The organism is Methylorubrum pseudosasae, from assembly GCF_029504475.1.
In the GTDB taxonomy this organism is placed as follows: domain Bacteria; phylum Pseudomonadota; class Alphaproteobacteria; order Rhizobiales; family Beijerinckiaceae; genus Methylobacterium; species Methylobacterium extorquens.
In genome coordinates this window covers 2,532,082-2,544,449 of record NZ_JAQGDU010000002.1, presented here as the reverse complement: position 1 = coordinate 2,544,449, position 12,368 = coordinate 2,532,082, and the positions used below count along the sequence as shown (strand labels likewise).

The 12,368-nt window shown below is 68.3% G+C and carries 6 protein-coding genes and 2 pseudogenes; 3 read left to right on the top strand and 5 right to left on the bottom strand.

The window, feature by feature from the left end; all coding sequences use genetic code 11:
• Positions 1-37: 37 nt before the first annotated feature.
• Both aspS and bioB read right to left on the bottom strand, forming a co-directional pair.
• Complete coding sequence (aspS, locus tag M2437_RS12775; protein ID WP_015824160.1) at positions 38-1,852, bottom strand: aspartate--tRNA ligase; 1,815 nt, start codon at positions 1,850-1,852, stop codon at positions 38-40.
• A gap of 89 nt (positions 1,853-1,941) precedes the next feature.
• Positions 1,942-2,950 (bottom strand): annotated as a pseudogene (bioB, locus tag M2437_RS12770) (biotin synthase BioB).
• A gap of 193 nt (positions 2,951-3,143) precedes the next feature.
• Here bioB and M2437_RS12765 point away from each other — a divergent pair.
• Positions 3,144-3,530, top strand: a complete 387-nt coding sequence (locus M2437_RS12765) for a hypothetical protein (RefSeq protein WP_253387618.1) — start codon at positions 3,144-3,146, stop codon at positions 3,528-3,530.
• A gap of 84 nt (positions 3,531-3,614) precedes the next feature.
• On the opposite strand, the gene M2437_RS12760 is transcribed toward M2437_RS12765, so the two are convergent.
• Positions 3,615-4,499 (bottom strand): fumarylacetoacetate hydrolase family protein, encoded by an 885-nt coding sequence (locus M2437_RS12760; protein WP_012255167.1) that lies wholly within the window; start codon positions 4,497-4,499, stop codon positions 3,615-3,617.
• A gap of 253 nt (positions 4,500-4,752) precedes the next feature.
• Between M2437_RS12760 and M2437_RS12755 the strand changes: the two genes are divergently transcribed.
• Positions 4,753-6,078 (top strand): OmpP1/FadL family transporter, encoded by a 1,326-nt coding sequence (locus tag M2437_RS12755; protein WP_253387617.1) that lies wholly within the window; start codon positions 4,753-4,755, stop codon positions 6,076-6,078.
• 157 nt (positions 6,079-6,235) lie between these two features.
• On the opposite strand, the gene M2437_RS12750 is transcribed toward M2437_RS12755, so the two are convergent.
• On the bottom strand, positions 6,236-7,036 hold the full coding sequence (locus M2437_RS12750; RefSeq protein ID WP_253387616.1) for a prephenate dehydrogenase/arogenate dehydrogenase family protein: 801 nt from the start codon (positions 7,034-7,036) through the stop codon (positions 6,236-6,238).
• Positions 7,037-7,436: 400 nt separating this feature from the next.
• Between M2437_RS12750 and M2437_RS12745 the strand changes: the two genes are divergently transcribed.
• Positions 7,437-9,890: a bifunctional diguanylate cyclase/phosphodiesterase gene (locus M2437_RS12745; RefSeq protein WP_182568925.1), complete on the top strand. Its 2,454-nt coding sequence runs from the start codon at positions 7,437-7,439 to the stop codon at positions 9,888-9,890.
• A 101-nt stretch (positions 9,891-9,991) separates the two neighbouring features.
• Here M2437_RS12745 and M2437_RS12740 read toward each other — a convergent pair.
• Positions 9,992-11,636 (bottom strand): annotated as a pseudogene (locus tag M2437_RS12740) (B12-binding domain-containing radical SAM protein).
• Positions 11,637-12,368 lie beyond the last annotated feature (732 nt).

The following is a 12,368-nucleotide window of genomic DNA, read 5'->3' as shown; positions in this document are numbered from 1 at the left end:
CAGGCACCCTCCCCCGCGGCGGGAGAGGGTTTAGGCGCTACGCCTTCTTCTCGGGCAGGTTGAGCCGGATGTGCAGCTCGCGCAGCTGCTTCGGGGTCGCCTCGGCGGGCGCGCCCATCATCAGATCCTCGGCGCGCTGGTTCATCGGGAACAGCACGACCTCGCGGATGTTCGGCTCCTCGCACAGCAGCATGACGATGCGGTCCACCCCCGGCGCGATGCCGCCGTGCGGCGGGGCGCCGAGGCGCAGGGCGTTCAGCATGCCGCCGAACTTCTCCTCCAGCACGTCCCGGCCGTAGCCGGCGATGGCAAACGCCTTCTCCATCACGTCGGGGCGATGGTTCCGGATCGCGCCTGAGGACAGCTCGATGCCGTTGCAGACGATGTCGTACTGGAACGCCTTGATCCCAAGGATCTTTTCGGAATCCGCCTCGCCCAGGGCGAGGAACTCGTCCCGGTCGAAGTTCGGCATCGAGAACGGGTTGTGGGAGAAGTCGATCTTCTTGTCTTCTTCGTTCCACTCGTACATCGGGAAGTCGACGACCCAGCAGAAGGCGAACTGGTCCGTGTCGGAGAGCTTCAGCTCGTCGCCGATGCGGATGCGCGCCTTGCCTGCGAGCCCGGCCGCCTTCGCCTCGGTGCCGGCGGCGAAGAACACCGCGTCACCCGCCTTGGCGCCGGCCTTCTCGGCAATCCGCGCCTGGATCGCGGCGGGGATGAACTTGGCGATCGGCCCCTTGCCGGTGAGCGCCCCGCCCTCTTCCTCGAACACGATGTAGCCGAGCCCCGGCGCGCCTTCCGAGCGGGCCCAGTCGTTCAGCTTGTCGAAGAACGAGCGCGGCTGGCCGGCGGCGCCGGTGGCGGGGATGGCGCGCACCACGCCGCCCGACTTGATGACGCCCTTGAACGCCTTGAACTCCACCGCGTCGTCGGCGAACTCGTCCGTGACGTCGGCGATGATCAGCGGGTTGCGCAGGTCCGGCTTGTCGACGCCGTATTTCAGCATCGCGTCGGCGTAGGTGATGCGCGGGAATTCCTTGGTCACGCGCTTGCCGCCGGCGAATTCCTCGAACACGCCGCGCAGCACCGGCTCCACCGCCTGGAACACGTCCTCCTGCGTGACGAAGCTCATCTCGATATCGAGCTGGTAGAACTCGCCCGGTGAGCGGTCGGCGCGGGCATCCTCATCGCGGAAGCAGGGCGCGATCTGGAAGTAGCGATCGAAGCCCGCGATCATCGTGAGCTGCTTGAACTGCTGCGGCGCCTGCGGCAGCGCGTAGAACTTGCCCGGATGCACGCGGGACGGCACGAGGTAGTCGCGCGCGCCCTCCGGCGAGGAGGCGGTCAGGATCGGCGTCTGGAACTCGAAGAACCCGCCCTCGCGCATGCGGCGGCGGAGCGAATCCACGATCGCGCCACGCTTCATGATGTTGGCGTGCAGCTTCTCCCGGCGCAGATCGAGGAAGCGGTACTTGAGCCGGGTCTCTTCCGGGTATTCCTGGTCGCCGAAGACGGGCAGCGGCAGCTCGCCCGCGGGCCCGAGCACTTCGAGGTCGTCGATATAGACCTCGACGCTACCGGTCGGCAGCTCCGCGTTCTCGGTGCCGGCGGGCCGGGTGCGCACGCGGCCATCGATGCGGATCACCCACTCGGAGCGGGCGGTCTCGGCCGCCTTGAAGGCCTTCGAGTCGGAATCGATCACGCATTGCGTCAGGCCGTAATGGTCGCGCAGGTCGATGAAGAGCACGCCGCCATGATCGCGGATGCGGTGGCACCAGCCGGACAGGCGGACGGTCTGCCCGACATCGGACGGGCGGATCGCCCCGCAGGTATGGGTACGGTAACGGTGCATGGCGGGCTCTTGAGAATGAGCCGGCACCATTCACGGGAGGCGTTTCAAGTCAAGGTGAGGGCCGGCTTGCCGTGCCCCTTGCCGTGCCCCTACTCCGCGGCGGCCAGCGTTACTTCGGGCACCGGCACGCCGATGTCGCGCAGCAGCTCGGCGTCGGCATCCGCCTCGTTGTTGGCGGTGGTGAGCAGGCGCTCGCCGTAGAAGATCGAGTTGGCGCCGGCCAGGAAGCACAGGATCTGCGCCTCGCGGGTCAGGCTCTTGCGGCCGGCGCTGAGGCGCACGCGGGCCTTGGGCATGACGATGCGGGCGGTGGCGCACATCCGCACGAGGTCGAGCGGATCGATCGGCGGGCGGTCTTCCAGCGGCGTGCCCTCGACGGCGACGAGCGCGTTGATCGGCACGCTTTCCGGGTGAGGGGCGTGGTTGGCGAGCACGAGCAGCATCTCGGCCCGGTCGCGCACCCGCTCGCCCATCCCGACGATGCCGCCGCAGCAGACGCCGATGCCGGCTTGGCGCACATGCTCCAGCGTCTGGAGCCGGTCGTCGTAGGTGCGGGTCGAGATGATGTCGCCGTAGAATTCCGGGCCGGTGTCGAGGTTGTGGTTTGTAGGAGGTGAGCCCCGCTTCCGCGAGGCGCTGCGCCTGGCTCTGCGTCAGCATGCCGAGCGTCACGCAGGCTTCCATGCCCAGCCCGCGCACGCCGCGCACCATCTCCAGCACCGCATCGAAATCCGGCCCATCCTTGGGCTTGCGCCACGCCGCGCCCATGCAGAAGCGGTGCGCCCCGTTGGCCTTGGCGGCGGCGGCCTCCTTCAGCACCGCGTCGACCGGCATCAGCCGCTCGCGGGGGAGGTTGGCGCCCTTGTGGTGGGCCGATTGCGGGCAATAGGCGCAATCCTCGGGGCAGCCGCCGGTCTTGATCGACAGCAGGGCCGCCCGCTGGATGTCGGCGGGGTCGTTATGCGCCCGGTGCACGACGCCCGCCCGATGCACGAGATCGAGCAGCGGCATGTCGTGGATCGCCTGGATCTCGGCCAGGGTCCAATCGTGCCGGATGGCGGCAGAGGAGGCGGTGAGGGAGACTACGGTGTCGCTCATGCGCTTCTTTGAGGGCGAAGGCGCGGAAAAAATCAAGCCTTGCCGCGGGAGAGCCCGGTCGCGAAGCGCCCGGCATGCGTGGCGCTCTGCCCTGATTCAGCAGGCATGCGCGTCGACCACCGCGTAAGCTTGACCGTTGTTGCATCCACAGGCAGCATGATCATGGAGATGCAAACTTTAAGCGAGTGTTCCGATGTTCGCGGCCGATCGTCTGATCCTCGCAACGGCACTCGCGCTGCTCTGTCCGTGGGCGGCGCAGGCCGCGTCGCTCTGCGAGCGCACCGTGCTGCCGTTCCGTGCCATGGTGGCAGCCCTCAAAGCAGAGCCGGGGGCCCAGGTGCTGCGGGACAACGGCTCGGTCATCGAGATCGAGGACCCGAAGCGCTTCATCATCTGGACGCTCTACAAGGCCCACGGCGATCAACCGGACGCCTATATCTGCCGAAGGGTCGTGCAGGAGGACGGGCAGGTGAAGATCTGGATGTCGGCCGAGTGCGTCGGACAGACCCTGAACTGCGACGGCCTGATCGGCCGCCTCCTCTTGGAGCAAAACCGCGCGACGGCCCCGCTGCGCCGGTGACCGGTCCGCCGCCGAGGACGACGACCGGGCCGGTTCTGCGGGGGCAAGCCTCGTCGGCCCCGTTGGAGAAGCCTGTTCGGCGCGTCAGTTCGTCGGCTCGCCGGCGGCGACCTTGGCGGTCCAGTCGTCGAAGGCCACGACGCGCTGGCGCTGCTCGCCGAGGCCGTCGATGCGCAGCACCATCTCGTCGTCGCTCCTGAGGTAGCGCGGCGGCTTCATGCCGAGGCCAACGCCCGGCGGGGTGCCGGTGGTGATGACGTCGCCGGGCTCCAGCATCATGAAATGCGAGACGTAGGCGACGATCTGCGCCACGTCGAAGATCATCGTCGCGGTCGAGCCCGTCTGCATCCGCCGGCCGTTGAGATCGAGGCTCATCGACAGGTTCTTCAGGTCCGGAATCTCGTCGAGGGTGACGAGCCAGGGGCCGAGCGGACCGAAGGTCGGGCAGCCCTTGCCCTTGGTCCAGGTGCCGCCGCGCTCCATCTGGAATTCGCGCTCGGACAGGTCGTTGCAGATGCACACGCCCGCCACGTAGCGCAGCGCCTCGTTGGCATGGACGTAGGAGGCGCGGGCGCCGATCACCACGGCGAGTTCCACCTCCCAGTCGGTCTTGGCCGAGGCTTTGGGCAGGATCACCGTGTCGTTGGGGCCGACGATGCAGGAGGGCGCCTTGTTGAAGATGATCGGCTCGGCCGGGATCGCGGCCCCGGTCTCGGCGGCGTGGTCGGCGTAGTTCAGGCCGATCGCCACGAAGTTGCGGGTGCCGCCGACGCAGGGGCCGAGGCGGGTGCCGGGCGGCAGCAGCGGCAGGCTTTCGGGGTCGATCCGCGCGAGCCGGTCGAGCGATTCCCGTGAGAGGCCCGGTCCGGCAAGATCGCGCAGGGTTCCCGACAGGTCGCGCAAGCCGCCCTTCGCGTCCACGAGGCCCGGCTTCTCGTCACCGCTCGCTCCGTGCCGGATCAACTTCATCGTCGGCGTCTCCGTCCTGCTCGAGGCTCAACTAGAGGTGCGCGAGCATGGCCGCGACCGATCCGGGGTGCAAGCGGCACCGCGCGATCACATTCACCGCACGGACAAGGGGAGGACCCTGGTTCCGTGACATAAATTCCTCAATTGATATATAATTCAGTTTTCGGTTTTCTTCCCCTAGACCGAATGCGCGTGATCCTCTTCCATCCCGGATGGGACTTGGGCCGCTAAGAAAACGCTTCGGAGAAAACGAATGACTGGGGGGACGATCCGCGCGCTCGGGCTCGCGGGGGCTGTCGCGGCCGTTTCGATGGCGGGCGCGGGCGGGGCGCAGGCCGGTGCCTTCGGCCTGCGCGAGCAGAGTGCACAGGGGTTGGGCGTCGCCTTCGCGGGTGCGGCGTCGGGCGGGGCAGGTGTCTCGTCGATCTTCTGGAACCCGGCGACGGTGACGATGCGGCCGGGCTTTGCCAGCGAGCAGAGCCTGAGCTTCATCAACCTGTCGGGGGAGATCACGCCGACGGTGGGGACCGCGCCGGGCCTGCTGCCGTTCGGCGCCTCCGGCGAGGTCGGGCAGGGCGCCGTGGTGCCGTCGGGCGCCACCTCCTACCAGCTCACCGACCGTCTCTGGGTCGGCATCCAGACCGGCGCGCCCTACGGCCTCGTCACCAAGCCGCGCCAGGATTGGGCGGGCGCGGTCTATGCCCGCTCCTCGCGGATCTTCTCGCTGGCCTTCAATCCGGTGGTCGGCTTCAAGGTCAACGACTGGCTGTCCGTCGCCGCCGGCCCGAGCATCGAGTATTTCCGCCTGACCCTGCGCGCGGCCGTGCCGGTGGCCGGCACCTTCCCGGGCCTCTACCCGTCGGGCTTCATCAAGGGCGAGTCCTGGGGCGTGGGCTTCACCGCCGGTGTCCTGATCACCCCCGCCGCCGGTACGGCGATCGGCGTCGGCTATCGCTCCTCGGTCCACCACGACATCGCGGGCTCGATCGGCTTCCCCGACCCGCGGCAGGCCATCGCCCTGGGGCAGGTGCGGGCCAACCTCAACACGCCCGAGAAGGTCAGCGTCGGCCTGACCCAGGCGATCAACCCGGTTACCCGGATCAATCTCGGCTTCGAGTGGGACAACTGGTCGAGGCTCGGCGATGTCGGCATCGTCTCGCGGGCGCTCGGCGTGACGGTCAACCACCTGCCGCTCAACTTCAAGGACTCGTTCTTCTACTCGATCGGTGCCGAGTACGACTGGTCGCCGAACCTGACCCTGCGGGCCGGCTTCGGCTACGACAACGTGCCGATCGACTTCTCGAACCGCTCGGCGCGCCTGCCCGACAGCGACCGCTACGTCGTCTCGATCGGCGGCAGCTATCGCTGGAGCGAGAAGGTGCTGCTGACGGCCAGCTACGCCCACGCCTTCTTCGACCGCGGCCTTCTCCTGGCGGGCCCCGGCCGCGACTACAACATCGGCAACATCCCGCTCGCGGCCTCGACCGATGTCAGCGCCGACGTCGTCTCGGTCGGGTTCCGCTACCAGTGGGACGCCCCCGCCGCCGCCGCCCCGGCCCCGCTGGTGCGCAAGTTCTGATCGCCTGATCGGCCGCGACACGCCCCGCGCCAGCCCGGCGCGGGGCGTTTTGATTCTCGAGCATCGTCCCGAAAGGTGGTTGCCGGCTTTCGGAAAAAGATGATGCAAGATTAAGAGCTTAGAGCATCGTCCTGGATCATGTATCCAGGACGATGCTCTAAGAGGCGAGCCGGACCGGCGCGGCCGGAACCGCCTCGCCGGCCAGCTCGGCATCGAGTTGCCCGGCAAGCGCGAAGAAGCGCTGCCGCACCTGCGCCGCGTGCGGGTTCGCGCGCTCGATGGCGTGGAACACGTCCGGCGCATCGTCCCGCACCATGCCGACCGCTTGCATCAGCAAATCGAAGCTGCGCGTCGTCATCCGCGTCGGCAGCGGCTCCATCGCCACCAGCACCTTGGCGATCAGGTGGGTCAGCCCCTGGACCGAAGCCATCGCCCGGTCATGCGCCTCCGGGGTGGTCAGGATCACGTCGAGCCCGAGCCCGCGCCGCAGGAAGGCTGCCGCCCTGAAGGCGCCCCGCCCGCGGATCGGGCAGACCGCGATCTTGAGGCCGCGGATGCCGTCGCCCGCGCTCTGCGGCCCGAACAGCGGATGGGTCGCGAGGATCTCGACATCGGCGGGCAATCCCGCTGCCAGGATCGCGGCCGGCCCCGTCTTCACCGAGCCGACATCGACCACCAGCGTGCCCGGCCGCAGATGCGGGGCGAGGGCGCGCACCGCCTCGCCGAGGCGCGCCACGGGCGTCGCGAGGATCACCACGGGGCAGGCTGCCACATGCCGCAGGTCGGCTGCGACCGCCCCCGGCCCCGCCTGCGCCGCGACCATCCCGGCCGGCAGGTACGGGTCGTGGATCGTCAGGCGGGCATGCGGCGCGAGATGGCGGGCGATCAGGCGGCCGAAGGCACCGAAGCCGACGAGACCGACCGACGGGGCAGGGGCGGAGGAATGCAGGGCAGACACTTTGTGACCTCGGATAAGGGGCGAGGTCGGCGGTCCGTTGCGGGATGTTCCATGATCCTCAAGCCGCCGACGACGCAGCGGCTGAAGACATGACGAGTCCGATGCCGCTTAAGGGAGCGGCGCGCGATACGACTCGGAGAGGAAGAAGCCCGTCATGATGGCGCGGCTCTAGGGCAGGCGCGAGTCCGCCGTCAAGCGGCGTGCGTCCGGACGGTGGCGTCATGATGTTGTGAGGAAAAGGAATGTTCGGATTCGCAGCGTGGAGGCAGTGCCAGTATATAACCCAAGTTACGATGTGGATTTTCAATGTAAGAACGATAAAATTGAGCGGAATACCAACAGCATCACCTTAATCGGCGCAGCCTAAGCCGGCCTTTGGTTATCAGGCTTGCCGGTCTTCATGCTCAAAATCGTCGCCTGTGTCGCGAGCCAGCACGATTTCGGCCTTGTTGCCGTTTCGGCTGGGATCTGTCTGCTCGGCTGCTTCTCCACCGTCACCCTGATGGCCGAGGCTGCCAGGGCCGAGCGCCGGTCCGTTTCCCCCTGGCTGATCGCGGCGGCGTTCGTGTTCGGCTGCAGCGTCTGGTCGCTGCACTTCGTGGCGATGCTGGCGTTTCAGCCGGGTGCGCAGGCAGCCTACGGCCTTCTTCCCACCGCAGCCTCGATCGGGATTGCGGTCGCCGGGGCGCTGATCGCCTTCCTGATCTGGTGCCGGGCGGACCACGACCCGCTCAAGGTGGCGGCGGCCGGCCTAGTGCTGGCGGCGGCGATTTCGGGCATGCACTACGCGGGTGTGGGCGCGATGGCGGCCAACAGCCTGCTCGCCTTCGAGGAGGCCCTTGTCCACGCTTCGCTCGGGCTCTGCGCGACCCTTGCGGTGATCGCCCTCGCCCGGGCCGGCGATCTCGCCGGGCTCGGCCGCCGCATTGAGGTCAGCCTGTGGCTGGCGCTCGCGATCTGCGGCCTGCACTTCACCGGCATGACGGCGCTCACCGTCGCGCCCGCCACCCCGGTGGAGGGAGGCGGTGCCGTCCTCGGTTCGACGCAGCTCGGCCTCGCGGTAGGGCTCGTCAGCCTCGCCGTCCTCGCTGCCGGGCTCACGGCGCTGCTGATGCAGCAGCATCTCATGCGCCGCCGCATGGACGAGCTGAGCCGCATGCGCCTGCTCGGCAACCTCGCCCACGAGGTGCTGTTCATCCACCGCGAGGGCCGGGTGGTCGAGATCAATCAGGCGGGCCTGCGCCTGTTCGGGGCCCCCGCCTCCGAGATCATCGGCCGGCCGTTGCTCGACCTGTTCGCGGAGGCCGACGCTCCGGTTCTTCTGCGGCGCAGCCGGTGCCATCCGGAGGATCTGTTCCCGGAGGAGTTCGAGGTCCGTACCGCCGCCGGCATCGCCGTGCCGGTGGAACTCACCTGCCGCGCCATCGAGTATCTCGGCCGGCCCGCCACGGCGGTGGCCCTGCGCGACCTCAGCCGGCGCCGCCGCGACGAGGCGCGCATTCGCCACCTCGCCCTGCACGATGCCCTGACCGACCTGCCCAACCGCACCCTGCTGGAGGAGCGCCTGGGGCTCGCCCTGGAGAATGCGGCCGAGAACGGGACGAGCGTGGCCCTGGCCTATCTCGACCTCGACCGGTTCAAGCCCGTCAACGACTTTCACGGCCACGCCGCGGGTGACGCCCTGCTGGTCCAGGCGGCCAAGCGCATGCTGGCCGAGCTGCGCCCGACCGACACCCTCGCCCGGATCGGCGGCGACGAGTTCGTCATCGTGCTGGCCCATACCCGCACCCTCGCGCAGGTCGCCGAAACCGCCGAGCGTCTGGTCGCGGCGCTCGGCCGCCCGTTCCAGATCGAGGGCCAGATCGGAGGCTCGGTCGAGGGCTTGCGCGTCGAGATCGGCGCCTCGGTGGGCATCGCCCTCTATCCCAGCGACGGCAGCACCGCCGAGAGCTTGAAGCGCGCCGCGGACACCGCCCTATACCGGGTCAAGGATGAGGGCCGCGGCGCGGTGCGCTTCTTCGAGGCCGCGATGGACGAGCAGCTCCAGGCACGCCGCCGGATCGAGCACGAGCTGAGCGGGGCGATCGCGCGGGGCGAATTGGCCCTCGATTACCAGCCGATCGTCAACGGGCGGACCGGTGAGATCGAGATCTTCGAGGCGCTGATCCGCTGGCACCACCCGGAGCGCGGCTGCGTGTTCCCGGCGGACTTCATCCCGCTCGCCGAACAGACCGACCAGATCGGGCGGATCGGCGCCTGGGTGCTCGACACCGCCTGCGCCGCCGCCGCAGCCTGGCCGCATCCCTGGCGGGTCTCGGTCAACGTTTCGCCGAAGCAGTTCCGCCAACCGGGCTTCGCCGCGGGCGTGGCGGCGGTCCTCGGCCGCCACGGGCTCTCACCGGGGCGGCTGGTTCTGGAGATCACCGAGAGCGTGTTCATCCACGACGCGGCGACGGCGCTGACGGTGCTCACGGCGCTCCGTACCCTCGGCGTGCGCCTCGCGCTGGACGATTTCGGCACGGGTTATTCGAGCCTGAGCTACCTGCAGCGGTTCCAGTTCGACAAGATCAAGGTCGATCGGTCCTTCGTGCGCGGCCTCGGGCAGCACGCGGACGCCCTGACGATCGTGCGCGCGATCACCCATCTCGGGCACAATCTCGGCCTCACGGTCACGGTCGAGGGGGTGGAGACGCAAGAGCAGCTCACGGTTCTGCGTGAACTCGGCTGCGACCAGATGCAGGGCTACCTGTTCGCCCGGCCCGCTCCGATGACGAACCTGTCGGAGACCGGCCCCTCGGATCGGGCGCGGCTGCGGGCCTTGTTCTCAAACGAGGCCGCCCGGGCCTACGCGTGAGGGATGGGCGGACGCGATGGTCCGCCCAAGGTTGATAGGGGCCTTTTCGATCGGAGCTTTGCCTCAGGGCGCGCGATGACGAGCGCCCTGCCGGGAAACGCTCAGGCCGCTTCCCGCTCCGGCGCCAGGCGACGGCGGGCGTTCTCCCACCAGCTCCGCTCGCGCTGCGCCTCCGCTTCCGCCGCCTTGGCGGCGTAGAAGGACGCGTTGTGCTCGCCGCGCAGCGCCTCGCGGGTGAAGCGGATCAGGTGGTGGGCGACGAAGCCCATGTTGAACACCGCCTCGATCTGCCCGCGCTTCAGCGCGTGGCCCGCCGCCCGCCAGAACGGCCGGCGGTAATCGGAGAACAGCCCCACCCGCGTGATGATGTTGAAGCCGAGGATGAGGCCGCGGCGCAGGTTGGTCTTGGTGAGCTTGCCCTTGGTCGGCGTGACGATGCGGTTGCCGTAGGTCACGTCGCACTGGTGCTTGAAGCGCTCGAACAGGTGCTCGGGGGTGTAGGCGTGGGCGATGGCCCGGCGCCAGGAACTCACCACCGTGTCGTGCGGGCGCTTGAACAGCACGTTTTGATTCGAGGCTCGCATCGTGCAGGAGCCGGCCCTCGCGCTGCAGCCGGTCCCAGAGCGGCGTCTTGGGCAGCGCCTGGAGCAGGTTGATCGTCAGCACCGGGATCGCGGACTTGTCGATGAAGTCGATCAGGTTCTGCTCGGACTTGTCGGAATCCGAGTCGAGGCCGAGGATGATGCCCGAGGTCACTTCCAGCCCGTAGCTGTTGAGCGTCTCGATCGCCTCGTACATCGGCACGGCGGCGTTGTGGGTCTTGTCGATGCCCTTGAGCGCGTCGGCCTCCGGCGTCTCGATGCCGACGAACACCGTCATGAAGTTGGCCTGCCGCATCAGCTCGAGGATCTCGGGCTGCTTGGCCATGTTCAGCGTCGCCTCGCAGGCGAACTGGAGCGGGTAGTTGTTCTTCTTCTGCCATTCCACGAGATGCGGCAGCATCTCGCGGGTCGCCTTGCGGTTGGCGATGAAGTTGTCGTCGACGAAGTAGACCACCGCCGGGTGGCCCGGCTGGCTGATGATCGCGTCGAGTTCGGCGCACATCTGCTCCGGGCTCTTCAGCCGCGGCTGGCGGCCGTAGAGCTGCGGGATGTCGCAGAACTCGCAGCGATACGGGCAACCGGACGAGAACTGGAGCGAGCCGATCAGGTAGCGCTTGAGCGGCGCGGCCTCGTAGGCCGGGGCCGGGAAGTCGGACAGCGCCAGCCGCTCCTTGGTGTCGAGCACGACCTGCGCCGCCGGCCGCGACAGGTCGCGGTCGAGGATCTCGATGAGGCGGTCGGTGGCGTCGCCGATCTCGCCGACATGCAGGTAGTCGAAGTCCGGGTACTTCTCCGGCGCGCCCGACACCGAGGGGCCGCCGAGCGCCGCGACCTTGCCGGCGGCGTGCGCCCGCCGGCCGATGTCGTGGATCTGGCCCTCCTGGATATGCATGCCCGAGACGAACACGGCATCGGCCCAGGCGAAGTCCTTGGCCGAGGCGGGCCGGATGTTCTCGTCAACGAAGCGGCATTCCCAGGTCTCGGGCATGTAGGCCGCGATCAGCAGGAGCCCCTGGGGCGGCATGAACGCCTTCACGCCGCCCATCAATGGGTAGGCGTGGGAGAACGTCCCGAAGGACGGCGTGTAGGCGGGAAAGACGCACAGGATGCGCCGGCGGGACGAGACGGAAAGGGAGCATCGCATGGTCTCCTATCTAGCACAGCCCAGCCCGTTGGCGTCCCCTCTTTCCGCATCGAAGCGCGTTCAAGACCCCGTGCGATGCAACGTCGCCGGGTCCGCGCAGGGAGGCTGAGAACCCTCCCGCGTATCGGGGCCGCCGACCTCTCCGCGTGCCCGCAATGCGTGTTGCGCGAAGGGCACAGTGAGGATCTCGGGGAACACTGGAAACGCCGCCATGCGGTGAGCGCATCGGGCGAGGGTTCCGGCCGGGGGGACGGCGCCGCGCCGGAGGCCGGCGCGAGGATTCTGCGCCCTTCCTCGCCGTTCCCTGAGGGCCGGCAAGGCCTTGCCACCGGACGGAGAGGGGGTGGCGCGGGCGGCCCTGGCCGGACCGATGGCTTCAGAATAATCGACTATATAAAACACAAACTCACGTCACTTTTATGACGAAAAAATAGTGAAAAATATCGGATTAAGTCATTCTAGCAGCCGTAATATAAGTAATGAGTCCGGCAATCCCTCGGGTTTTATTCAAGATAACTTTTAATCCTTCCAGCGGGGTGCTATCGGCCAAGCATGGCTGTGGGGCAGGCCGCCGGGATCGCTAAGCGATTGAGCCGACTAACGACTTCGCCGGGCGCCGCAGATGCTGCGGGCCGGTCGGCGCGGGTGGTTCGATCGGCCGTCCGGGGTTCGCGCTGCGCCAGAAGATCCGCAACCGAGGACTGGGCGCGTTCCAACACAACACGGCGAGCG